20 protein-coding genes and 1 rRNA gene are annotated in these 23449 nt (G+C 50.0%); 6 read left to right on the forward strand and 15 right to left on the reverse strand.

Translation table 11 applies throughout. The features are described from left to right. From GQF01_RS26730 to GQF01_RS26740, 3 genes are all read right to left on the reverse strand, one after another. A 16S ribosomal RNA gene (locus GQF01_RS26730) occupies positions 1 to 87 on the reverse strand; the annotation flags it as partial. A gap of 368 nt (positions 88 to 455) precedes the next feature. After that, entirely contained in the window at positions 456 to 1676 is a 1221-nt protein-coding gene (locus GQF01_RS26735) for an ABC transporter permease (protein ID WP_161410010.1), read from the reverse strand. A gap of 16 nt (positions 1677 to 1692) precedes the next feature. Continuing rightward, on the reverse strand, positions 1693 to 2406 hold the full coding sequence (locus GQF01_RS26740; RefSeq protein WP_161410044.1) for an ABC transporter ATP-binding protein: 714 nt from the start codon (positions 2404 to 2406) through the stop codon (positions 1693 to 1695). 419 nt (positions 2407 to 2825) lie between these two features. Between GQF01_RS26740 and GQF01_RS26745 the strand changes: the two genes are divergently transcribed. Together GQF01_RS26745 and kamA are read left to right on the forward strand one after the other, a co-directional pair. After that, a complete protein-coding gene (locus GQF01_RS26745; RefSeq protein WP_161410011.1) occupies positions 2826 to 4250 on the forward strand; it encodes a sigma-54 interaction domain-containing protein in 1425 nt (474 codons plus the stop codon). A 111-nt stretch (positions 4251 to 4361) separates the two neighbouring features. Further along, on the forward strand, positions 4362 to 5798 hold the full coding sequence (gene kamA / locus GQF01_RS26750; RefSeq protein ID WP_161410012.1) for a lysine 2,3-aminomutase: 1437 nt from the start codon (positions 4362 to 4364) through the stop codon (positions 5796 to 5798). A gap of 334 nt (positions 5799 to 6132) precedes the next feature. Here the strand turns inward: kamA and GQF01_RS26755 are convergent, their stop codons facing one another. From GQF01_RS26755 to GQF01_RS26785, 7 genes are read right to left on the reverse strand one after another with little or no spacing between them, the layout of a single operon-like run. After that, entirely contained in the window at positions 6133 to 7551 is a 1419-nt protein-coding gene (locus GQF01_RS26755; RefSeq protein WP_161410013.1) for an aldehyde dehydrogenase family protein, read from the reverse strand. A 15-nt stretch (positions 7552 to 7566) separates the two neighbouring features. Beyond that, positions 7567 to 8922, reverse strand: a complete 1356-nt coding sequence (gene gabT / locus GQF01_RS26760; RefSeq protein WP_161410014.1) for a 4-aminobutyrate--2-oxoglutarate transaminase — start codon at positions 8920 to 8922, stop codon at positions 7567 to 7569. A gap of 3 nt (positions 8923 to 8925) precedes the next feature. Beyond that, positions 8926 to 10215, reverse strand: a complete 1290-nt coding sequence (locus GQF01_RS26765) for a peptidase (protein WP_161410015.1) — start codon at positions 10213 to 10215, stop codon at positions 8926 to 8928. 27 nt (positions 10216 to 10242) lie between these two features. Beyond that, a complete protein-coding gene (locus GQF01_RS26770) occupies positions 10243 to 10905 on the reverse strand; it encodes a 3-oxoacid CoA-transferase subunit B (RefSeq protein ID WP_161410016.1) in 663 nt (220 codons plus the stop codon). Beyond that, positions 10872 to 11582: a CoA transferase subunit A gene (locus GQF01_RS26775; RefSeq protein ID WP_161410017.1), complete on the reverse strand. Its 711-nt coding sequence runs from the start codon at positions 11580 to 11582 to the stop codon at positions 10872 to 10874. The genes GQF01_RS26770 and GQF01_RS26775 overlap by 34 nt, the downstream gene beginning before the upstream one ends. Beyond that, a complete protein-coding gene (locus GQF01_RS26780; RefSeq protein ID WP_161410018.1) occupies positions 11569 to 12936 on the reverse strand; it encodes an aspartate aminotransferase family protein in 1368 nt (455 codons plus the stop codon). Before GQF01_RS26780 ends, GQF01_RS26775 begins: the two co-directional genes overlap by 14 nt. A 29-nt stretch (positions 12937 to 12965) precedes the next feature. Continuing rightward, positions 12966 to 13229, reverse strand: coding sequence for a YokU family protein (locus tag GQF01_RS26785; RefSeq protein WP_161410019.1), 264 nt, complete (start codon positions 13227 to 13229; stop codon positions 12966 to 12968). A 161-nt stretch (positions 13230 to 13390) separates the two neighbouring features. Here GQF01_RS26785 and ablB point away from each other — a divergent pair, with 161 nt between their 5' ends. After that, the gene (gene ablB / locus GQF01_RS26790) at positions 13391 to 14254 is read left to right on the forward strand and encodes a putative beta-lysine N-acetyltransferase (RefSeq protein WP_161410020.1); all 864 of its coding nucleotides are present in this window, start codon (positions 13391 to 13393) and stop codon (positions 14252 to 14254) included. A gap of 13 nt (positions 14255 to 14267) precedes the next feature. Here the strand turns inward: ablB and rpoN are convergent, their stop codons facing one another. Continuing rightward, positions 14268 to 15578 (reverse strand): RNA polymerase factor sigma-54, encoded by a 1311-nt coding sequence (gene rpoN, locus GQF01_RS26795; RefSeq protein ID WP_161410021.1) that lies wholly within the window; start codon positions 15576 to 15578, stop codon positions 14268 to 14270. A gap of 222 nt (positions 15579 to 15800) precedes the next feature. Between rpoN and GQF01_RS26800 the strand changes: the two genes are divergently transcribed. Beyond that, positions 15801 to 16496, forward strand: coding sequence for a 3D domain-containing protein (locus GQF01_RS26800; protein WP_235960528.1), 696 nt, complete (start codon positions 15801 to 15803; stop codon positions 16494 to 16496). Between the two features lie 234 nt (positions 16497 to 16730). On the opposite strand, the gene GQF01_RS26805 is transcribed toward GQF01_RS26800, so the two are convergent. Both GQF01_RS26805 and GQF01_RS26810 read right to left on the reverse strand, forming a co-directional pair. Beyond that, a complete protein-coding gene (locus tag GQF01_RS26805) occupies positions 16731 to 17999 on the reverse strand; it encodes an FAD-dependent oxidoreductase (RefSeq protein WP_235960530.1) in 1269 nt (422 codons plus the stop codon). A gap of 107 nt (positions 18000 to 18106) precedes the next feature. Then, positions 18107 to 18973 carry an AraC family transcriptional regulator gene (locus GQF01_RS26810; RefSeq protein WP_161410024.1) on the reverse strand — a complete coding sequence of 289 codons (867 nt, stop codon included), beginning with the start codon at positions 18971 to 18973 and terminating at the stop codon, positions 18107 to 18109. A 120-nt stretch (positions 18974 to 19093) separates the two neighbouring features. Here GQF01_RS26810 and GQF01_RS26815 point away from each other — a divergent pair, with 120 nt between their 5' ends. Continuing rightward, positions 19094 to 20014 carry a phosphotriesterase family protein gene (locus GQF01_RS26815; protein ID WP_161410025.1) on the forward strand — a complete coding sequence of 307 codons (921 nt, stop codon included), beginning with the start codon at positions 19094 to 19096 and terminating at the stop codon, positions 20012 to 20014. A gap of 261 nt (positions 20015 to 20275) precedes the next feature. Here the strand turns inward: GQF01_RS26815 and GQF01_RS26820 are convergent, their stop codons facing one another. Continuing rightward, positions 20276 to 21754 carry a glycoside hydrolase family 32 protein gene (locus GQF01_RS26820; protein WP_161410026.1) on the reverse strand — a complete coding sequence of 493 codons (1479 nt, stop codon included), beginning with the start codon at positions 21752 to 21754 and terminating at the stop codon, positions 20276 to 20278. Between the two features lie 472 nt (positions 21755 to 22226). Further along, positions 22227 to 22697: an ABC transporter substrate-binding protein gene (locus tag GQF01_RS26825; protein WP_161410027.1), complete on the reverse strand. Its 471-nt coding sequence runs from the start codon at positions 22695 to 22697 to the stop codon at positions 22227 to 22229. Between the two features lie 157 nt (positions 22698 to 22854). On the opposite strand from GQF01_RS26825, the gene GQF01_RS26830 reads away from it, so the two are divergent. Then, a complete protein-coding gene (locus GQF01_RS26830; protein ID WP_161410028.1) occupies positions 22855 to 23412 on the forward strand; it encodes a DJ-1/PfpI family protein in 558 nt (185 codons plus the stop codon). Positions 23413 to 23449: the final 37 nt, after the last annotated feature.

Raw genomic sequence — 23449 nt, forward strand, 5'->3', positions numbered from 1 at the left:
GCTAAGCACCGAAGTGCTCCGCTCGACTTGCATGTATTAGGCACGCCGCCAGCGTTCGTCCTGAGCCAGGATCAAACTCTCCATTGTAGAAAAGCTTAATTGTACTCATTGACTTGCTAGCGAGATTTTGCAATCTCTTTTAAAGTCGATTACTCGACTGTGCTTATTCACTCGTTGTTCAGTTTTCAAAGATCAATTTCTTTCCTTCACTGCCGTGTTACCGAAGCAGCGAAAAGTAATATACCATGTCGAAATTTGATTTGCAAGCATTTTTTTAAATTCTTTTTTCGACATGTTTCTGAGTGCTGTATAACCTGTCTTTGAACGACAGATTAGGAATATACCATGGTTCCACAAGGATTACAACCTCTAAATTAGACTGCAAGCCCATGAAAAAAAGAACAAAGCTGTATCCCTACAACTTTGTTCTTCCCTTTATAGTGTAGCACTCACCCTTAATACCAGCTTGTAAATACAGAAGAAGTCCCATAAGCCAACGGAATTGCGGCCCCAATCATCACGATTGGTCCCCACCAAGTGAAGAAGGAAATCCCCAGACATAGACTAATCAGGATCAGTGCAGGCAGTACAAGTATAGGTGTCGATAATTGGAGAGCCTGATGTTTCGCTGTATCCTGGATAGGAAAAAGGGTTAAAAATGGTGATCTTAATTCGTCTTTACAGAATGATTTCCTCCAGAATACCAACGCGATTGCGGCAACAATCCAGACCACAATTTTAAGACTACCTGGCATTATAAACATTGCCGCACTGATCAGAGCCGCAAATTGGATCGTTTGCTTCCACTGCGTGCCATTTCTGAAGAAGGATTTTACTAACAAATCAGCGATTCCGTTACCAGCGCCTTTCCCCTTAAACAAGCGTTGCGAGTTTTTGAAAAATAAAGGGCGTCTGCGCTTCGGTTTCCTTTTTCGCTCCGTAACACGAATTAACATCAAAGAAACGATCCGCATCCGTGAATCTCGCTCTCTGGCGATATCAGCGAAGAAGGCCCCTTTCTCTTGCAAACGCAGCTTGCTTACCACCACAGCCAGTACGAGAAGTAGTAACAGAATCGCCCAAATATAAAGTGCGTTCTGAATGACCATTGCAACCAGCTCTTGATATACGAAGAACAGCCCTGCAAAAGCAACGATCCGCAATATCCAATGGAAGAATCCCTGCATGCGAAGGGCTACTAATTGGCGAAGCAAGCCTAGATTAATTTTCAGCAGATAGGTAAGCAACCACAAGGCAATAAGCTGAGGCACGCGAAAGCCATACGTCTGAACAAGCAAAGGAAGAAAAACGAGCACCAATAGAAGTGTTGTAAACCCCTGCAGCACAAGGGAGTATCGATGTCCAAGACGCATGAGATGCTGAAACCATCTCTGGTTCTGCCGAAGGAACAGCTGATCGCCTTCCTCTACAAAATACCGTATCGTTCCAAACCAAGTGAACAAATAAAAGACCAAGCCCACTAGAAACAACGTGATAAAGCTGAACCAAGCAGGCTGTGCAGCCCACCAGGAGTAATATTGATAACCAGCCACAATGATCAGCGGAATGACAAAATAGATCGCAATAACCCAATCCACCGCCATGCGTAACGCTTTATACTGAAATAACCAATCCGATCGAACTCGCCGGGCAAAAAGCTGAAAGCTATTTTTCAAAGTACGGTCCCCCTCTCTATAGTAAGGAATGGAAGCAGTCGAATAATGGCGCGTCCGGCATGCCGCTTTGTTCTTGAATGTCCTTCAGAGACCCATTAGCCACCAATCTGCCGCCTGACAGGAGCACAAATGAGCTGCAAATCCGTTCTGCCGTATCTAAAACATGGGTACTCATTAGAATCCCGGCACCACGCTTACGCTCCTCATCCAACATCCCTATGAAATCTTTGATCGCCTTCGGATCCAATCCAATGAAGGGCTCATCAACAATATACACGTCTGGTTTATTCAAAAAACCTAGGATCAGCATAATTTTTTGCTGCATCCCTTTGGAAAATTTGCCTGGTAATTGATGCTTCTCATCCAGCAGCCGGAACCTGTGCAAGAGATCATCCGCACGCTCCAGAAATACGGCTCGATCCAGTTCATAAACAGAAGCAGCGAATTCCATGTGCTCCCACAACGTCAACTCATCATACAGAATAGGATGCTCTGGAATATAAGCGTAGCTTTTTCGCTCACCCATAAAAGAAACCTTCCCTTTGAAATCCTTCAACAAACCCAGGATGCTCTTCATCGTCGTGCTTTTGCCAGCTCCATTGGGACCTAACAGACCTACAAGCTCACCTTGCCGCACCTCAAAATGAATGTTTTTAATAATATCCGGAACCTCGTCATAACCAGCCTGATCTATATGTACTTCTAATACAGCTAATCGTTCTTCTGACATTACGGTCACTTCCCTTCTACCCTCATCCTATATAACGCATCTTTACATTTCTGCCGCTTTTTTTCAAGCTATCAATCCCAGATGTATATAATTCTATGATTTGGTCAAATCTAGTATCTATTACTCTATCAATTCATCTACTAACAAAAAGGAGGTGCAGCACATGAAGACAGACACGAAAAAGAACGTCTTGCTCAATCGCTACCATTTTCTGATGTGGGCAAAAACAGGCGACACCATGTATTTGAAATTAATTGGAAACGCTATGTCACATTAATTGAACTCATACCTATCAGCTAAAGCCGTTAAGGGCCCTGTCCCTTCGGCTTTTTGGCGTTTCCACGTCATATTCATCTCCCGCCCGCATAAAATGTTAAGTGAACCAAGAAACCATCCTTAGCGCGAGGGGGGTGTACATCATGTCCGGGCAGAACGAGCATGGATCGGCTTATTTTGAAAAAATGTTGAATATCATTGATGTCGGTGTTCATCTCATTGACCGTGAGGGAATCACTATTTTCTATAATGATAAGATGGCGGAAACAGATGGGCTGAAGCGTGAGCAGGTTGTCGGGAAAAATTTTTTTGAGCTGTTCCCTTCTCTAACCAACGATACGAGCACCTTCATGAAGGTTCTGCAAACGGGTATAGAACTCCGCGAGAAAATCCAAACGTATGTCAGCGTCACTGGCAAAAGAATTACCACAATTAACAGCACGTACCCGCTTCTGGAAAATGGGGAAATTATCGGCGCCCTTGAAGTGGCCAAAGATATTACAAGCATCGTTCATCTCCATGATCAAATTCTAGACCTTCGGCATCAAATTTACGAGTCCCCCTCCAAAGATAAGAAGATCACGAGCACCGCACGCTACCATTTCAGCGATTTAATTGGCAGTAATGAGGCCTTCCTTCAGACGATTTCCTTTGCTAAAAAAGCATCGCGTACAAGCTCGCCTGTTCTCATATGCGGCCCTACCGGCACGGGCAAAGAATTAGTGGCCCAAAGCATCCATAATGCCGGGGCTCGCAGAAGCCGTCTTTTTATTGCGCAAAATTGTGCAGCTGTCCCCAACGAGCTCATGGAAGGCATCATGTTCGGAACGGCAAGGGGCGCATTCACAGGGGCAATTGACCGTGCTGGCTTATTTGAGCAGGCGAATGGCGGGACGCTTTTGCTCGATGAATTGAACAGCCTGGATCTAGTGCTGCAGGCCAAACTGCTGCGCGTGCTGCAGGACGGCCTTGTTCGCCGGGTTGGGGGGACAAAGGAGCAGCAGGTGGATGTCCGCATCATTACGGCCATGAACATTGATCCTAAGGAAGCCTTGGATAAAGGGCTCTTGCGCAGCGATCTTTTTTATAGGCTGAATGTCGTAAATCTAACGCTTCCTCCGCTCGCTGAACGCAAAGAGGATATTCCGATATTGACGAATCATTTTATAGATACATTCAATGACCTGTTTGGCATGAAAATTACGGGCATAGCGCCAGCAGCCATGCAGCGTTTGCTCGACTATCACTGGCCGGGAAATATTCGCGAGCTAAGCCATGCAATTGAATCGACCTATAATATGATGGAGCTGGAGTGCGAAATTATTGAAGAAGCTCACCTTCCCGCTTCGATTGCGGGGAACAATGCTCTCCGAATGGAGCAGCAGGTCGAGAAGTCGATGATCTCACGCGGATTAACCGACAAGGTGAAGCAGCTGGAAAAAGAAGCGATTGTGAATGCGCTCACTCACCATCAGTACAATATTACCCTCACCGCTCAAGCTCTCGGCATCAAGCGTCAAGCCCTGCAATATAAGCTTAATCGCTATGGCATCGTGAGAAAGCCTTAGTCTGTCAGACTCCGCAAGGAGTCTTTTTTGCGTTTTCCTTTTGGTGTGAGGAAATGTTGGCATGCTTTTTGCATCTTCTATTACTGAGCAAATATCAATACTGGAGGTGCCATGATGGAACGACGTCACTGGAAGCAAGTTGCGCTATGGAAAAACGTCACGGATGAGCAGTGGAATGATTGGCTTTGGCAGCTGACACATACCATTCGTTCCTTGGATGATTTGAAAAAAGTCGTGAATCTAACCCCTGAAGAAGAAGAGGGCGTGCGTATCTCAACGCAAACGATCCCTTTGAATATTACCCCCTACTATGCATCCCTGATGAATCCTGATGATCCGAGATGCCCGATTCGTATGCAATCTGTCCCTGTATCCGCCGAATTGCTGAAAACAAAATATGACCTAGAGGACCCTCTGCACGAGGATGAAGACTCCCCTACGCCTGGTTTAACGCATCGGTACCCGGATCGGGTGCTTTTTCTAGTGACCAATCAGTGCTCCATGTACTGCCGTTACTGCACGCGCCGCCGATTCTCCGGTCAAGTGGGCATGGGCGTTCCCAAGAAACAGTTGGATGACGCCATTGCGTATATCCGGAATACGCCTGAGGTGCGCGACGTTCTGCTATCTGGCGGGGATGGGCTGCTGATCAATGACAATATTTTGGAATATATCCTGAAAAATTTGCGGGCGATTCCCCATGTCGAGATCATTCGGATCGGTACGAGGGCACCGGTTGTTTTTCCGCAGCGGATTACGGAGCATCTATGTACCATCATCAAAAAGTATCATCCTGTCTGGCTCAATACGCATTTCAACCACCCTCTGGAAATGACGGAAGAAGCGAAAAAATCATGCGCCATGCTCGCCGATGCTGGTGTCCCGCTGGGCAATCAGTCCGTAATTCTCGCGGGCATCAACGACAGCACCTATATTATGAAAAAGCTCATGCATGATCTTGTAAAAATACGCGTGCGCCCTTATTACATTTACCAATGTGATTTGTCCGAAGGCATCGGCCATTTCCGGGCACCGGTATCCAAGGGGCTTGAGATTATCGAAGCACTGCGTGGACATACATCCGGATATGCGGTACCTACCTTCGTAGTCGATGCTCCCGGCGGCGGCGGCAAAATTGCGCTTCAGCCGAACTATTTGATCTCGCAGAGCCAAGATAAGGTGATTTTGCGCAACTACGAGGGCGTCATCGTCGGGTACCCGGAGCCGAAGAACTATGTGCCTGGCCGAGCAGATGAGTATTTCAACGAAATCTACGGGATTGAGAAGCAGCCTGAAAGCACAGGCATTATCGCGCTGATGAAAGATGAAAAATTCAACTTGGTGCCAGAAAATTTGCACCGGATTGGCAGAAGGAAAGCCTACTCAGAGGCGCCAGAGCATGCCTCATTGAAGGACCGCCGGACGAAACGGGACGAAATGAAGGATAAGCTGATGAAGGCGCAGCAGAAGGAGGGTAAATCTGGTGCTGCGGAAGACAGCCCGCCGGAGGTGCTGGGTGAGGGTAAGGAGCCTAGTGCGGAGAGCTAAAGGCGAGTAAGTGACGGAGGAGCTTGAGGCGGAGCGCTGAGGGAACTACGGTCCGCTAATCTGCAAGAAAGCGGCTTTCCGCCGCATCGCGGGGAACTACGTTCCCCTATTCGGCCATTTCCGGCTGAAATCCAGTCATTTCAGCGGAAATAAGGCCCTGTAGTCCCCATAGATGCCGAATTTGCCTTTTTTCGCTGAATTAGCGCCCTACAGTTCCCTCTTAGCACGCACGTGTGTTGCCATATTGCGCCAGAATAAACAATGAAGGGGAGCCCCAAGTAGAACATTCTACTTAGGGGCTCCCCTTCAACTTTTATCGATGGAGCAGTCAGCGCTACTTTTTAAAACAAATCAGCTTCAGCTCCGTCAGCTCTTCCACAGCGTACTTCACGCCTTCGCGCCCTGTGCCGCTCTCCTTGACGCCGCCATACGGCATATGATCTACACGGAAGGTGGGAATGTCATTAATCATGACGCCTCCCACCTCTAATGCTTCGGCAGCGGCAAACGCAGTCCGAATATTTTGCGTATAGATCCCCGCTTGCAGACCGTACCGGGAGTCATTAACCAGCGCTATCCCCTCCTCGACGGAGGCGATTTTATTGATCATCACAACGGGAGCAAAAGCCTCCCGGCAGGAGATGCTGGACGCCGCTGCAACATGCAGCAGGACTGTCGGATGAACGACATTCCCCTCCTTCTTGTTGCCGGTGGCGACAACAGCTCCCGATTGCTCGGCATCCGCAATCCACTCCAACGCCCGCAAAGCTTCATGCGGAGCGATAACTGCCGACACATCCGTCTTGGGATCAAGCGGATTGCCTAATTGAAGCTGCTCCGTCTGCTTGACGAACTTCCCTACAAATTCGTCAAACTGCTGCTCATGCACATAAATCCGCTGAATTGAAATGCATACCTGACCAGCATAGGAGAAAGCTCCTGTAACCGCCCGCGCGATCATGCTGTCCACATCCGTCCCTTGATCCACAATGAGCGCAGAATTGGAGCCTAATTCTAAAATCACTTTCTTCAGACCTGCCTTACTTCGTATGGCAATCCCGACCTCAGGGCTTCCTGTGAAGGTCACCGCCTTCACTCTTGCATCCGTCACCAGCTTATCGCCAATAACGCTCCCGCTCCCAGTTACAACGTTAAGCGCCCCTGCGGGGAGCCCCGCCTGCTGCAGAAGCTCCGCCAGCAACAACGCAGAAAGCGGCGTCTGCCCGGCCGGCTTCAAAACAATTGTGTTGCCCGCAGCCAGCGCAGGCCCCACCTTATGCGCAACCAAATTCATCGGAAAGTTAAACGGTGTTATAGCCGCAATAACGCCTAGTGGCTGGCGGATCGTATACGCCACACGACCCTCCCCGCCAGGCGCTGCGTCCATCGGAATCGTTTCGCCGTGAATCCGCTTCGCCTCTTCCGCAGCGAACTTGTACGTTGCGATGGTTCGCTCCACTTCAAGCCTCGCTGTTTTCAGCGGCTTCGCCGCTTCAAGCGCGATAATTCCAGCGCATTCATCCGCCCTCTCGCTGATTAAGGCCGCCAGCCGCTCCAATATCGCAGCACGTTCATGTGCCGGCATACGCGCCATCGAAGGTCTGGCTCGTTCAGCCGCCTCAAGGGCATACTGCACTTCAGCCGCTCCTGCGTAGGCAATCTCGGCAATTTGTTCACCGCTGTAAGGTGAGAATAAGGGCCGATATTCGCCGGCTTCTACCCATCGGCCCTCAATGAATAAATGCTTCTTCATCCTGTTTCCCCTTTTCTAACTGCCGCAAGCCCTGAACGCTGCCTCCAGCACATCAAGGCCCTCAGCAAGCTGTTCATCAGTGATCACCAGCGGACTTAAGATACGAATTACATTTCCGTAAATGCCTGCGCTCATTACAATTACACCATGCTGATGCGCCTCATGCAGAATCTGGGCCGTCAGCTCCTTATCCGGTGCTCGGCTCGCTTGATCTATCACGATCTCAATAGCACTCATAGCACCCAATGTGCGCACATCTCCGATAAAGCTGAGTTCCTGCTGCAGCCGTCCAAAACGCTCCGTGACCGCTGCACCGATCCGGACAGCTCTATCAACCAGTTGCTCGGCCTCCAGCATCTCAATGACTTGCAGAGCAGCAGAGCAGCCAAGCGGGCTGCCGCCATATGTCCCCCCAATTTCTCCAACGCCGGGGGCATCCATAATTTCAGCCCTGCCGGTCACAGCACTGATGGGGAGACCTGCTGCAATGGATTTGGACATTGTCATGAGATCCGGCACAACGCCGTGGTGCTCCATCGCAAACATTTTACCCGTACGCCCGAAACCCGTCTGCACTTCATCAGCGATAAGCAATATTCCATATTTCTCGCAAATCGCTTTGACTCCTTGAATGAATCGCGTGGATGGGATAACAAATCCCCCTTCGCCTTGAACCGGCTCCAGAATCACAGCAGCGACGTCCTCGCCCGGAACCTCAGACAAGAAAATATCATCAAACCTCTGCAAGATGAAAGCATCCAGCTCATCCGCAGACATGCCACCAGGAGCACGGTAGTAGTAAGGATAAGGCATTTTATAGGTGTCAGGCGCAAAAGGACCGAAGCCATTTTTGTACGGTTTCACTTTACTCGTGAGCGACATCGCCATGTAGGTTCTTCCGTGAAAGCCGCGCTCAAAGGAAATAATCGCTTTGCGCCCCGTATATTTGCGGGCGATTTTCACGGCATTTTCAACCGCCTCTGCTCCGCTATTCAAAAAGAATGTTTTTTTCTCATGATCACCTGGCGTTATTTCGTTTAATTTCTCAGCAAGAGCCACATAGGGCTCATACATCATCACATGAAAGCATGGATGCAAATAGTTGTCCAGCTGCGCCTTCAGCGCTTCCACCACTTTGGGCGGACAATGGCCAACATTTAGAGAACCGATTGCACCAGCGAAATCGATAAATGTATTCCCGTCGACATCGGTAAGCAGGGCCCCCTCCCCTTTTGCCGCAAAGGTAGGTACGGTATTGAACGGCCCCCGCGGAATGCTGGCCATGCGCCGCTTGAGCAGCTCCTGAGCCTGTGGCCCCGGCAGAGAGGTCTTCATGTCGATGTACTTCGTCCTTCTCTCCCTCACATCCATCCCCTATGCCTCCATTCTGTCAAAACCGCACCACGCAATCAAGGTTAGCGCGATAATCTCAGCTGCCACGAACACATCCTCCAGCACAATGTGCTCATTCGGGTAATGCGCCACTTGCGTAATCCCTGGGCCAAAAACAAGGCAAGGCGTATCGCCCAGCTGCGTTAACAAGCCGCCGTCTGTGCCCCAGGGCGATGCTTCGATGACAGGCTCATCTTGTTTTACCGCGCGAAATTGCTCCATAAGCACTTGCATCAAAGGGTGCTCGGGGTCAACGCTGCCCGGAACCCATTGCGCTCCGAACCATGTTAATTCAGGCGGATGCTCGGCAAACCAAGGATCTACATCCTTCAACTGCTCCAACCACCCTAGCATTTCCTCCTTGGCATCTTGCAGCTTCTCCTCAGGTGCAACGCCCATGCGCCCCTCGAGCTTTACCGTATCTGGCACAGAGGACGGCCAATTCCCGCCTTGAATGACACCCAAATTAATGGGAATCGGAATGGGATTATTCGCGTACAGTGGATCTGTGATCCGGGAGTTCCTTTCCTTCTCAAGCGCTAGGATATGCTGAACGACCTTGATGCTTTTCTCGATAGCGCTAACCCCTTCATACCTTGTTCCACCATGCGCCGAACGTCCCTTGACTTCAATGCGGAACCACATCGAGCCTTGCTGTTTGGGAAAAATACGGAAGTTCGTCGGTTCCGGAATCAGAGCTGCGTCAGCCCGGTAACCTCTTAGGATAGCTGCCAGCGTCCCCGCCCCGCCGCTTTCTTCTTCCACAACGCTTTGAAAGATAACGTCGCCTTTCAGCTTCAATCCGAGACCTTGAATAGCCCCCAGAGCAAGCAAAAGCGCTGTATTACCGCCTTTCATATCCGTTGAGCCACGTCCATATAGCTTGCCGTCAACCACTTCACCGCTATAAGGATCGTACGCCCACTGATTCCGCTGACCCTCTGGTACTACATCCACATGACCGTTCAGCAGGATCGAACGTCCCCCACCTGTCCCCTTCCTCACTCCCACAACATTGGGACTACCTGCAAAGCGGCTCCGTGGTGAGCAAAAATAAGGATGACCTGCAAGCTCCTCTCCGTCCGGCTCCCACATATCCACATCCATTCTAAGACCCCGCAGCTGATCGGCAACAAGTAGTTGAACTTCCTTCTCGTTGCCTTGTGTGCTTGCAATTCGGACCATTTGCTGTAGCAGTGCGGTCCCTGCCTCACGATGAAGCGTGATCCACTCATGAATTCTTTCTCGCAGTTCAGCCTTCGGATTCGGCAAAGGAATTCCCTCCTCTTTCACTTTCCACTATGGAATGTAAGTAATATGCTCAGGAATGATCAAAGCCGCTTCGGTATGGCGGACGACGTCATCGACGGTATAAGGAGTCATGATCTCCTTCAAAAGCAAGCCATGTTCCGTCACTTCCATCACGGCCATTTCCGTAATAATCAGCTTCACACAAGCCCTAGCGGTCAGCGGCAAATCGCAGTGCTTCTTCACTTTGGATTCACCCTGCCGATTGACATGGTTCATGAGGACGATGACTTTCTTCGCTTTTTGGGCAAGCTCCATCGCCCCGCCGATGCCGGCCACCCGCTTGCCAGGCACGATCCAATTCGCCAAATCACCGCGTTCGCTAACCTCCAGCGCCCCAAGGATCGTAATATCAATGCAGCCCCTGCGAATCATGGCAAAAGCAATTGAGCTGTCGCAATAAGAGGCTCCACTCAGAATCGTGAGTGGATATCCACCTGCATTGCAGAGGAACGCATCTTCTTCCCCTGGTTTGGGGGCTCCGCCTGCGTACAAGATGCCATTTTCAGCATGAAAAATGATTTGAACACCCTCCGGCACATAGTCCGCAACCTGGGTTGGGATGCCAATTCCCAAATTGACGGCCATGCCGTTCTTTAATTCCTGAGCGGCTCGTTTCGCTATTCGGTCACGGTTTTCTTTTCCCATACCCATTGCCAATTCACTCCTTTGCTGAGGATGACCATGTCGACGAAAATGCCCGGTGTGACAATACTTTCGGGATCCAGCGCACCAAGCGGCACAATTTCGTCGACCTCGGCAATGGTGAATGTCCCGGCCATCGCCACGAGCGGATTGTAGTTTCGACCGCTTTTATCATAGACAAGATTGCCGAAAGGGTCCGCCTTCAAAGCATGCACAATCGCCACATCAGCCGTCAAAGCCGGCTCGACCAAATACGTCCGCTCGTCGATCGCTATTGTCTCCCTGCCTTCTCCCATCATCGTCCCGATGCCGACGTCCACCAAAATGCCTCCGAGGCCGACGCCGCCTGCCCGGATTTTCTCCGCCAGTGTGCCTTGCGGGTAAAAAACAACCTCCATAGAGCCGTCCTCCATCATTTGACCCGCGTTAGGATTGGAGCCGATATGGGAGGCAATCACCTTGCGCACCCGTCCAGCGGTCACTAAACGGCCAATCCCAATATGCGGAAACCCGGTGTCGTTGCCGATAATCGTTAGGTCTTTGACCCCTTTATCTAAAATGCCATCGATCAACGTCGGAGGTGTGCCGATACCGCCAAACCCGCCGTACATGAGCGTGCAGCCGTCGTTAATCGCATGAAGCGCCTCTTCCAAGCTCTTCACTTTGCTCAGCTCAGAACTCTCCATCCTTGCCACCTCCTGCCGACTCTTGCGTCAACTCATCCATGACTTCGCGAATCGATGCCTCCAAAAGCTGGGCAAGCTGATCCATCTCCGCTTCCGTAATCACCAGAGGCGGCGCCACAATAATGGCGTCCCCAGCTCCATCCACAGCGCCAGCTGCGGGATAAACGAGCAAGCCTTTATCAAAGGCTTTATCTATGATCCGGGACGTGATGCCCGCAGCAGGCGGGAACATCGTTTTATCATCCCGATTGCGAACGAATTCGAGAGCGAGGAGAAGGCCTCTCCCCCTGACATCGCCAATGATTTCGAGGTTATCCGCCATATGACGCAGCTTAGCCAGTAAATAAGCTCCCCTGCTTCGAGCTGATTGCGTGAGTTGATGCTTCAGGGCATAGTCCAGTACGGCCAGCGATATGGCGGCTGACTGCGGGTTGGCGCTGTACGTATGGCCGGCCATGATACTTTTGGAACCCTGCAAAATAGGTGCCATCACATGATCCTTCACCAGCGTAGCGGCCATCGGTGTGTAGCCGGCGCTCAACCCTTTCCCGAGCGCTATCAGATCAGGCTCTACGCCTTCATGCTGCATCCCAAACATTTCCCCCGTCCGAGCGATACCGGTCATCACCTCATCAGCGATAAACAAGATGTCATAGCGATCACAGATTTCCTTGATTTTCTTAAAATAGCCGGCAGGCGGCACAATCGCCCCTCCAGCAGCCCCAACAATGGGCTCTGCAATGAAAGCCGCAATATGTTCGGCGCCGATTCGTTTAATCGCCGTTTCCAAGTCGTCTGCGCACGCAAGCTTGCAAGAAGCTGCATTCATTTTGAACGGACAGCGGTAACAATAGGCGGGAGCAACGACTGGAAAATCCTCTAATAGCGGTATAAACCGCCTTCGTCTAAGGACGTGGCCAGACATCGAAAGCGCGCCCATGGTAATGCCGTGATAGCTCATCCGGCGTGATATCACCTTGTTCTTCCCGAAGCGGCCCTTCTCTTGCCAGTGCTGAATGGCAATCTTCATCGCCGTTTCTGTCGCTTCGGAGCCGCTGTTCACGAAGAAGGCCCAATAGTCGCCTCCTGGCGCCAAATCGCTCAGCTTCTTCGCCAGTTTCTCTGCCGGCTCACTTGTGAACTGTGAACGGTATACGAAAGATACCTTGCTCGCTTGCTCCATCATCGCATCGATGATGTCCTGCACGCCGTGCCCGATGCCGGCCGTCACTGCCCCTGACGATGCGTCCAGATAGGCCTTACCCTGCTCATCGTAGAGGAATACTCCTTTTCCATATTGAACCGTGGGATAAGGATGATCCAACACCGGCTTAATTAAATGCTCCCGCTCCATAAGGCACCCCCCACTATCAGCCATCACTTTTATTTGAGGAACATATTCTTAACCCGGGGGGCTTTCAGCAGTTCGTCATAGTGAAAGGTGCTTCCGAGCGCAGAAACGTCATGCCAATACAGCATCTCTTCGATCTGCTGGGCCGTGCCTTCGAGCACGTACGTTCGGCAGTTCGCGCACTCAATTGCGGGCACGCTCAAAATCTGTACAGCCATCCTCCCGTCCGGCATGATCCAGTAGCAATCTTTTACCCCTTCACGGACATCTTCCGTCTCGCACCACATGCACTGCATAAGCTCTCAGCCTCCTTCATGAGATTGGGTTTGCGCAGCAGCTGCTGCCTAATAACGAAGCAAAATCCATGCCAACTTTGGACCAACAGCGTAAACTTTTGGAAGGCTAATCTAACGCATCCAAGCATATAACCATGTTAAGAAGAAGGAGGGACTGCGAAATGCCAAATGATCTGCCAACATCCCACATGGAAGTTGAAGCCGGCAGCGATTATACGGTAAGCTTTTACCTCGATTTCATGAACAAAAGATTGCGGATAGACGACTATCAAGGCAATGTCCATGCCATCTACGAGCGTATAGCTGATGTAGCCAAGAGTTATGCGTTGACCAAAATTTTCATCAAATCACGCGAGCAGGATTGGCAATTTTTTTTGGGAAAAGGCTGCATGCTGGAGGGCATTTATAAAGGATATTTCCGTGGTATGGACGCTTACTGTATGGCGTTTTATTACGATCTGGAGCGGCGGACCAGTGATTATTGGATGGAAGAGGATCAGATTTTGCACAAAGTGCTAGCGCTTTCCCGGAAGCCCGATCGGCCCGCTGTACCGGAACATTTGGATCTGCGTATAGCGTTGCCCAAAGATGCAGAGAAGCTGTCGCGATTGTACAGCCAGATTTTCCAAACGTACCCAACACCCATGAACGATCCTCAGTATGTTGCCAAAACCATGCAGGAGGGGACGATTTATTATCTCGTCGAATCGCAAGATGAGCTCATCAGCGCTGCATCTGCTGAAATCAACACGATGTACGCCAATGCGGAAATGACGGATTGCGCCACACTTCCAACCTTTCGCAACCAAGGGCTCATGAGGCTTCTGTTGCACGCTTTGGAGGATGAATTGGTCGCTCGCCAGATTACCTGCGCCTACTCGCTGTCCCGAGCACTTTCCTTTGGCATGAATGCTGTTTTCTATCAAATGGGCTATGCGTATTACGGCAGGTTGACGAAAAACTGCGATATCTACGATAAATATGAGGATATGAATTTATGGGCCAAAACCTTAACTCGGCCATGACCCTCTAGGTTAACTATATGCGCTTCCTTCTCAGGGAAGAAGAAATGCCTAGCTCCTCCCGATATTTCGTGACTGTACGGCGTGAAATCTGGATGCCCTCCTCTTGCAGCAGCACAGCCAGCTTAGGATCCGAGTACGGCTTAGCAGGGTTCTCGCTGCGAATCCATTCCTTTAATCTGGCTTTGACACGCTCGGAGGACGCCGTATCCCCACAATCTTGGGGCAAGCCTGATGGAAAAAAATGCTTGAGCTCGAAGATGCCCCATGGCGTCTGGGCATATTTGCCGGCCGTTGCACGGCTGACTGTTGATTCATGCATGCCGAGCTTACTCGCAATATGTTTCAAGTTCATCGGTTTGAGATAGGCCGTCCCCTTCCAAAAAAAATCGCTTTGTTCTTCTGCGATGGCCTGAGCTACACGAAAGATCGTCTTACGTCGCTGCTCCAAGCACCTTAAAAAGAACATCGCCGATTGCAACTTGCCGGTTAGAAAGCGAGCCGCTTCGTTCGTATCTTTTCCTTCCTTCACGAGTCGCTCATAATAGCCATTCATCGATAGCCGAGGCAGCGCTGCCTGATGAGTGAACACTACAAGCCTCTCGCCTGATTTTTCAATAACGACCTCCGGCATCAGATAGTGAATGGCTTCAATATGAAAAGCAGCCCCAGGCCTAGGATTCAACCCCTTGATGACGTCCACGGCTGCTTGAATTTCTTGCGGAGAAGCTTGTAAGCGCTGCGATAGCTTATGAATGCGAAAATCGGCAACATCCTTCAGATGATGGCGAATGAGTGTGGCGACTAGCGGGAAGCTCTCGGTCAAAGACTGTACCTGCAAAAGTAGGCATTCCCGCAAATTTCTCGCCCCTACACCAGCAGGCTCAAAGCTTTGCAGAATCGTAAGTGCTTGCTCCACGAACTCACGCTCCACTTTCATTACATCTGAAATTTCACATATCGAAGGAACTAGATAGCCATTGCTATCCAAATTTCCGATCATAAAAATGACAATTCGGCGCACGCTTTGCGGCGCTTTTTTCATGAAAAATAACTGCTCCTTCAGATGTCTCTCCAGGGAGACTTCATTCGAAGCGGCATGATGCAGCGGATCAAAGGGAGCGTCGCCATCTCTCTTGCGGTTAGGTCGAGGAGGAACAGGACCACCTACCGATCGTTCGTTAGCAGCGGCATATTCCAATACCGGATTCTCGTTCATCTCCTGCTGAACAACCTCCAGCAACTCAGGTGTCGAGAGCTGCAGAATCGATATGGCTTTGCGCAGCTGCGGTGTGAGCCGCATTTTCGCCGATTGTTGTTGGAACATTCCGTATCCTGAGCGCATGAACATCATTCCTTTAGGTTGTTGCTATAGTGTATTCACGTCAGGACGAACGTTTGCCAATCCGTCTGTAAACAGCAAAAAAGCCCGCAAAAGAGCCCCTTACGCGCTTAAATCTAGTAAATTTTCATAGAATACGTATAGAAAAATAGAAATTGGACGAGTCTAGTAGCTATAACTCTATTAACTTTTTGAGGAGGAGCTATGATGTTTCTAAGAATTTTGTTTACGACTCTGACAATTCCTTTGTTAGTAAGCTTATGGCTTGCAGATAAAGCCTATTCCTATCCCAGCAGCGACGCGTTCACGGACCTACCGCAATCTTACAGTCTTGTAGCAAATACCTCTGCCGTTGAGCCTGAAACCACCACCACCACTGCCACCGTACCGCCGACAACGCAGTATCAGGTTAACCGAGGAGACACCTTGTTCAAAATCGCACGTGATTTTGAAGTGGATGTGAACGACCTCATGACCGCTAATGGGATTGGTGATCCGCGCGGACTGACCATTGGACAAACCCTGAAGATCCCTTCAGGCGGAACAGAAACGGCTGCCACGAACACACAGCCCAAAATCATTAAGAAAGTGATCAATACCACACTGACAGCCTATACGGCGGGATTCGAATCAACCGGTAAAAAGGCCTCCCATCCTACGTACGGCATCACCTTCAGCGGGTTAAAAGCGAAAGAAGGACGGACGATCGCCGTCGATCCAGCCGTCATTCCACTAGGCTCTACCGTATTCATTGAGGGGATCGGCATTCGCAAAGCGGAGGATATCGGCTCGGCGATTCGCGGTTCGAGAATTGATGTGTTCATGAACGATTTGAGTCAAGCGCAGGAATTCGGCGTGAAGAAGAATGTGAAAGTTTATTTGCTAAATCGGGAGAACATTTAGTGGTGTGAGCGGTGTGAGCGGTGGTTCCCTCCCTAGTCGCTTTCGGGGAACTACAGGCTGCTATTTCGCTGAAAAGCCTTAGCGGTATTCTCGTTAGGGCTTTGAAATTTGTTGTTGGCAGGTAGGTAGAACGTTGGCTGTATGGTGGATAGGGTGTTGGGAAGGTGTGGAATTGGTAAAGCAGCAAAAAAACCTGACGGTATTTCATTTAATCCGTCAGGTTTTTAATGATTTCTACGAATACGAAGCAAGTTTATGAAAAACAACGTTCATCTCACGCAGTCCCTCATGCAGCGCATCAATGGATACATCGCGAATGACACATGCATCGTCCAAAGCAATGGTAGCAGCAATCCCCGCTGCCTGCCCCAGCGCATAGCAAGTAGGCTGCACACGCATAGAAGACATCGCTACATGGGTAGCGGAGATGGAACGGCCGGCGACGAGCAGATTTTCCACCTCTTCGGGCACCATGCAGCGATACGGAATATCGTAGCCGCTGACTTTGCGCTCATCGGTCGTCTTTTTGCCATCGGGACTGTGGATGTCGATCTCGTAATTCGTCTGGGCGACCACGTCTTGGAAGCGGCGACCTTCCACCACATCCTGCTCCGTCAGTGTGTACAACCCCTGAATTTGATTCGTTTCCCTCACGCCAACCTGATTGGCTACATGGGAAAGCGCATAGGTCTCAAAACCGTTCCGCTGTAAATAATGCACAATGGAGAATACCTGTCTCAGCGCTTCCGTTTCGGCGTAATTGATGTCCTTGATCTTCGCGCCGTTACCTTTGACCCGCGTCATGTTCACCAAGAGCTGACCATCCTTGTTGCGCTCCCAAAATAGATGACGTCCCTGCGGCAGATCGGATACTTTTTCATAATAATAGCAGCTTTCCGGCAGGATCGGAGTTACGGGCTTGCCTGTGTTTTGCATCATAAACATAAGCGTCATCGGCTGGGTCAGCCCATCCTCGATTCTTCCCGACGTATGAGGCACTCCAGCATCGAGAGCGACTCTGCCATCTCCAGTGCAGTCTATGAATTGCTTAGCTTCAAAAGCCTTCAAGCCTTCACGTGTGGAGGCAATCACTGCTTCCAGGCGAGCTCCATCCTTGACCGTCCCAACAAATTCGGTATGGTAGATGACCTCTACGCCTTCCTTTTTCATTTTCTCATTTAAATAATACCGTAGTTCAAAAGGTGAATATTGCGGGGCGATGGACGTGTCATGATGCTCCGGCAAATATTCGGCCAGCACCTCTGCGATCATCTCACGGTATATGCCCGTTACGTTCCCAATCGGCATAAAAATACTTACATTACCCAAAGTACCCATACCGCCAAGCTGCCCTGATTTTTCGAGCAAAATGACTTTCTTGCCTCTTCTTGCCGCAGAAATAGCAGCCGCTGTTCCCGCAGGTCCCCCTCCGATTACGACAATATCCGCGCGATCATAAGTCTCTATCTGTCTTTGAAAATCATACGTTCGTTTTTCGCTCATAGCAGCCTCCCGGTAACAAAGTGTTGTGAATTCCATGACTTCATTATAGGGGAGCTGCGAGCGAATGGCTTTGTCAAAATGCATAGCAAATGTATCAAAACGTCTTTTTATGAATGGCGCCTAACTTGACTTGGCGGATATCCAAAACGCTGCTTATACATCTTGGAAAAATGGTGGACGCTCGAAAATCCGCAGCTGTCCGCAATATCCTGAAGTGGCAAATCCGTGCCACGAAGCAGATCCGTCGCGTAATCAAGGCGCAGCTTAAGCAGAAATTGATGAGGGGACACTCCGAATTGGGAGCGAAAATGCAAGGAGAAATAAGAGCGGGACATGAGCGCCTTATGTGCCATTTCCTCCACAGACAGCGGTTCCGACAACCGGTACTGCATGTAGGCTGGCACCCAACTAAGCGAGGTGGAGCGGCTGTGCTCGGAGGTGCTACGGGTTGTGTATTCTTTTAACAATTCCAGTACAATCTCTGTGGCGTGCACTTGCGCTTGAAGAAGGTCCAGTGCATTTTTGCGGCCCCAGTGTGCAATTGTTTGCTGGAGAGTGTCTAACATCCATTCGTGTCTCGAAAGCATCAATAGATAGGGAATGGAGATATCCGTGAATGTTTGCAGGCTTGGCTGTAGAGGAACCGCTTCTGGGTTATAGCCGTCGATGGGCACGATCATTTCCGGACGAGCTTCGAATGGGGAGGGAAACAATTCCATATGCAATGACATCAGACTAACGGGTGATTCGGATTCCATCTGATGCACAATCCCCGGCTGCACGAAGATGAACTGCCCCTGATTCACCCCATAGTACTCCCCTTCTACTTGAAGGCGAAAAGCCCCTTCCTGCACATATAGCAGCATGTAGTCTGTGATGATTCTCGGCGGCGTTTTCCATTGCTGAAAATGCAGAAGGTCCGCATAACGAATGTACGGCTGCAGCTCTTGATTTAAAATCGATTCGGCGGACATGGGGATTCTCCGTTCTGAAGGGTTTTTCTGATGATTCTATTGTAAAAGAATAAAATAGTGTTGCCAATGATCGCCATAGACTATAATAGAGTCAAAACCCAGGATGAAGGGGCGACGTCGATGCTGCAGACCGTAACCGGACTTATCCATGAAAAAGAAGCTGGAACTATTCTCGTTCACGAGCATGTCCTTGTTGGATTTGTGGAGGATGGCAAGTTAACTCCTGAGGATTACGACCGAGATGAAGTTGTGGCCTCCATCCTGCCGCTGCTGATGCAGTTGAAGGAAGCTGGCTGCTCTACATTTGTAGATTGTGCGCCGGAGTATTTGGGGCGTGACCCCTATGTTCTAAAAGAGCTGTCTGCTAAGTCTGGTCTGCGCTTCGTGACGAACACCGGCTTTTATAAGGCGCCATATTTACCGCCATTCGTTTATCAAGCAACGGAGCGCGAGTTATCCGATCTATGGACTCGTGAGGCGCAAAACGGTATTGGAGATAGCGGCGTCTTCCCTGGTTATATCAAAATCGCTTTAAACGACGGCACGTCGATCAATGAAACGCAGCAAAAAATTTTGCGGGCTGCTATTCGCACGTCCTTTGAAACTGGATTGCCGATTCAATGTCACACCATTGGTGGGGATACCGCCCTGCATGCTGGCGAAATCATGCGTGAAGCCGGCTACGACCGGGAGCGGTTCATCTGGGTGCATGCCCAAACTGGCAAGGATTTGACCGTCCATCAACGGTTGGCAGATGAGGGCATGTGGATCTCGATTGATTCCATTCTGCCAGGCACGTATGACAAGCATGTGGAATTACTGCAGCAGCTACGGAATCATGGTGTAAGCAGCGAGCAAATCCTGTTATCTCAAGACACAGGCTGGTACACGGTTGGCGAGGAGAAAGGCGGTAATCTTCGGCCCTATCACCATCTGCTGACCGATTTCCTCACCTATGCGGCTCAGCAAGGCTTGGACCTGGATTGGCTTCAACAGTGCGTTACCCGGAACGCTTATCGGGCGATGCGTATACGGAGCTAGAATGATGAAAAACCAGCAAGCCCCTGCTCTTGGGCTTGCTGGTTTTTTTTGGAATTGAGGGAACTGGAGTCCGCTATTTGAGTAGAATCAAAGTATTTCCTATTCTGAGAGAACTACAGGGTCCTAATTTGGTCGATAAGCTTGATTTTCGGCAGTAAATCTACAAATAGCGCCCTGTAGTTCCCGCCTACTCGCAAAACCTTCACTTTCGGGGCAAATAACGCCCTGTAGTTCCGCTAAAAGGCTATTGGGTTTTACAAATTACAAAACCCAAGCGTCCAAGCTCTCGAGATGAGCTTCGCCCTTCTCGGCGAACAGCTTGATACCCAGGCTAGCCGCTGCAGGGTAAATCCGATTCGTGACGGTTTTCATGCCGTCATTGGCGAAGAGCTCGACCGACGAGCGGTCGAGGAACAGATGCAGTTTCACGCGGCCATCCGCCATCGGCGCCAATTGCACTTCGCTCACGCCCGCTTCGCCTGCGCCGGAGTGCGTGCGATCCATGCTGAGCTTGCGCTCAGCTGCCGAATAGCACACTTTCGTATACTCGGTGCCATCCTCCGAGCAGCGGAGCAACAAGCCGAAAGCCGCTGCATCAGCGGCTTTCGCCACATCAAAAACGGCGATTACCTCAAGCGTATCGCCATACACATTCGGCAGCGTCAACTCCGTATCGGCACGAATAGTTAAACCATCAACACGTTGGTGAGCCCCGCGTAAAGCTATAAGCTCCGCCACGGGCTCCATCCGCAGCGTACCATCCGCGTTAAGTTTCAGCTCGCGCGGCAAGGTAAAGGCCCCCATCCAGCCCCGCTCCTGCTCAGGCATCGTGGCACCCCAAATGTTCATCCAGCCTTGGAGGATGCGCCGACCCTGCCCGTCCATGAACGTTTGCGGGGCATAGAAGTCGAACCCATAATCCAGCCGCTCCGCATAGCCATAGGCGAATTTACCTGTTTCATAGTTCAACTTGCCGGTTAAGTACATCGTCTTCGTCGTTCCCATATTCATGGGGGAAATGACAAGCACATGATCGTCCCCGCTCCCTAAAGGGAAGAGATCCGGGCACTCCCACATATCACCCATCGTTCCGTCGCTCTCCGCAGCTGCTCCAAGGTAGCGCCACTCCTGCAGATTCTCGGACGTATACATCAGCACTTTGCCCACACCGTCTTTCCCGTATCCGACCACCATATACCATGCACCTGCATGCTGCCATACCTTCGGGTCCCGGAACCCGAGTGCTCCTTCTTCCGGAGCCCCCGCAATGACCGGGTTGCAAGCCTCTTTGCGGAAGCTCACTCCGTCTGTGCTAGTCGCGAGACACTGCACCTCCACGGGTGTGCGTCCATCCACATGCCCTGTGTAAATTAACGTCAGGACACCATTATCGTCCACCGCGCTGCCCGACCAGCAGCCTTCTCCAGCGTCATACTCTTCCGAAGGTGCTAACGCAACTGGGAGATGCTCCCAATTCACCAAATCTCTACTTTTCGCGTGTCCCCAGTGCATAGGTCCCCATTTGGCCTCATACGGATAATGCTGATAAAACGCATGATACTCTTCTTTATAAAAAATCAGACCGTTCGGATCATTCATCCAGCCTGCAGGAGGCATCAAATGATAGCTTAGCTTATAACTGTCACCCTCAAGACCTTCCACCTTTTGCTTCAAAAAAGTATTCGCTTGCTCTACTCGTTCCTCGTGCGTCTTATTTCGCTCCACCGCTTGCTGATCCATGTTTTCTCCCCCTGCCAAGTATGTGCCAAATGTCTTCCACTCCTCACACAAATTCTCCATCGCACCCTCGCTAACCTCTATGCTTTGAACCAAAACCGTCAGGGAAATCCTGATGGTTCTTTCGTGTGTAATTAGCAAACGTAGCTTGCTGAAAGTGCCCCATTCAGGGTAGCATTGGTTGAACTGTGCGCGTAGGTGGAGCGGGGATGTTGTTACAGGCTCAGCGAGATTGGATAGGGGAATGGAGACTATTTCTGGCGCCATACAAATCCTGCAAAAAGTGCAGCTAAATGGGTAACTTCTGCGTATGTCGAGTAAAAAGCAAGGAATGACATGTACTTTTTACATGTTTATGGCTAGAAACGGTAAAAGTGAGATTATTTACTGTACTTTTTGCAGTATCAGGGGTTGGGTTGGCACTTCTCTGGCGCAAGCAAAACCGCCCCATCCAATGAAAACGAGGCGGTCCGTTTTATTTCGCGTTCTTCACCAGCATATCAGCAATCAAATCTGCTTGTCCCAGAATGGAAATGGGATCGTAGTGCAGGTATGTTTTGTAGTCCAGCATGTGGACTTTGTTGTTCTTCACCGCAGGAAGTGTCTTCCAGATCGGACTATCAAGAATCTCCTTTACTTGCGCTTCTGTCGTGCCATCGTTCATGCAGATGAAAATGTAATCGACATTCGCATACTTCGGCAATGTCTCCATCGAGATTTCAACAAGCTGCTTGCCGCTATCAATCGCTCCCGACTTGTCAATCGGCAGCTTCCCCTGCCCCTTCAGAACTCGCCGAACTTTCTCTGCTTCCTCGTCAGAGAGCTTGCCCAAATGCTTTACCAACTTATGCCGATTACGGCCAGACTCATCTTTGTAGGTGCTGACAATTTTATAATACGTATAAGGTTTACCATTCCTTGTAAATTGGCTTTTCTTTAGAAACATGAAGCATCCACCCGCCTTCATTTGGTGACTATGTTGGGTACTTTCTTTTATTATAAAATACGTTCGACAATTCGTGTCAAATTGCACCCGTTTACAATGCTGCGAGGTTTCTTCATAATTGACTATGGACTACCAATAATTACCAAGGAGTGATACCATGTCAAAGAGAATCTTAATTCTTACCGGTGATGCTGCAGAGGTTTTAGAGGTATATTATCCTTATTTTCGTGTATTAGAGGAAGGATATGAAGCTGTCATTGCTTCGCCGACGAAAAAAGTGCTTCATACCGTCGTCCATGATTTTATCGATGGTTGGGAGACATATACAGAGAAGCCTGGGCATTTGCTGCCTTCACACATCGCTTTTGCTGATGTAGATCCAAGTCAGTATGATGGACTTATCATTCCTGGAGGTAGAGCCCCGGAGTACATTCGATCAAATGAACATGTTCCACGTATTCTTCGCCATTTTCTTGAAGCTGACAAGCCGCTTGGCGCTATCTGCCATGCTGCGCAAGTATTCTCCGCTTTAAAAGACAACCATTACTTTGAAGGCCGTACTATGACAGCCTATACCGCGTGCCGTTTGGATGTCGAGCAGCTTGGAGCTACATATGCGAAGGACACACTCCACGTGGATGGGAAGCTGGTCTCTGGCCATGCTTGGCCAGATTTGCCGGGCTTTATGCGTGAGTTCCTGAAATTACTTCGCTAAATAATCTTACATAAATGAGGGGCCGAAACTGTGAAGT

The sequence above is a fragment of the Paenibacillus silvestris genome, assembly GCF_009882985.1.
Taxonomy (GTDB): Bacteria; Bacillota; Bacilli; order Paenibacillales; family NBRC-103111; genus Paenibacillus_E; species Paenibacillus_E silvestris.

Excerpts from the sequence above, each read along its gene's own strand:
- GQF01_RS26740 (WP_161410044.1), bottom strand. The coding sequence starts at position 2,406 with ATGTCAGAAGAACGATTAGCTGTATTAGAAGTACATATAGATCAGGCT.
- GQF01_RS26745 (WP_161410011.1), top strand. The coding sequence starts at position 2,826 with ATGTCCGGGCAGAACGAGCATGGATCGGCTTATTTTGAAAAAATGTTG.
- kamA (WP_161410012.1), top strand. The coding sequence starts at position 4,362 with ATGATGGAACGACGTCACTGGAAGCAAGTTGCGCTATGGAAAAACGTC.
- GQF01_RS26755 (WP_161410013.1), bottom strand. The coding sequence starts at position 7,551 with ATGAAGAAGCATTTATTCATTGAGGGCCGATGGGTAGAAGCCGGCGAA.
- gabT (WP_161410014.1), bottom strand. The coding sequence starts at position 8,922 with ATGGATGTGAGGGAGAGAAGGACGAAGTACATCGACATGAAGACCTCT.
- GQF01_RS26770 (WP_161410016.1), bottom strand. The coding sequence starts at position 10,905 with ATGGGTATGGGAAAAGAAAACCGTGACCGAATAGCGAAACGAGCCGCT.
- GQF01_RS26775 (WP_161410017.1), bottom strand. The coding sequence starts at position 11,582 with ATGGAGAGTTCTGAGCTGAGCAAAGTGAAGAGCTTGGAAGAGGCGCTT.
- GQF01_RS26780 (WP_161410018.1), bottom strand. The coding sequence starts at position 12,936 with ATGGAGCGGGAGCATTTAATTAAGCCGGTGTTGGATCATCCTTATCCC.
- GQF01_RS26785 (WP_161410019.1), bottom strand. The coding sequence starts at position 13,229 with ATGCAGTGCATGTGGTGCGAGACGGAAGATGTCCGTGAAGGGGTAAAA.
- ablB (WP_161410020.1), top strand. The coding sequence starts at position 13,391 with ATGCCAAATGATCTGCCAACATCCCACATGGAAGTTGAAGCCGGCAGC.
- rpoN (WP_161410021.1), bottom strand. The coding sequence starts at position 15,578 with ATGTTCCAACAACAATCGGCGAAAATGCGGCTCACACCGCAGCTGCGC.
- GQF01_RS26800 (WP_235960528.1), top strand. The coding sequence starts at position 15,801 with ATGTTTCTAAGAATTTTGTTTACGACTCTGACAATTCCTTTGTTAGTA.
- GQF01_RS26805 (WP_235960530.1), bottom strand. The coding sequence starts at position 17,999 with ATGAGCGAAAAACGAACGTATGATTTTCAAAGACAGATAGAGACTTAT.
- GQF01_RS26810 (WP_161410024.1), bottom strand. The coding sequence starts at position 18,973 with ATGTCCGCCGAATCGATTTTAAATCAAGAGCTGCAGCCGTACATTCGT.
- GQF01_RS26815 (WP_161410025.1), top strand. The coding sequence starts at position 19,094 with ATGCTGCAGACCGTAACCGGACTTATCCATGAAAAAGAAGCTGGAACT.
- GQF01_RS26820 (WP_161410026.1), bottom strand. The coding sequence starts at position 21,754 with ATGGATCAGCAAGCGGTGGAGCGAAATAAGACGCACGAGGAACGAGTA.
- GQF01_RS26825 (WP_161410027.1), bottom strand. The coding sequence starts at position 22,697 with ATGTTTCTAAAGAAAAGCCAATTTACAAGGAATGGTAAACCTTATACG.
- GQF01_RS26830 (WP_161410028.1), top strand. The coding sequence starts at position 22,855 with ATGTCAAAGAGAATCTTAATTCTTACCGGTGATGCTGCAGAGGTTTTA.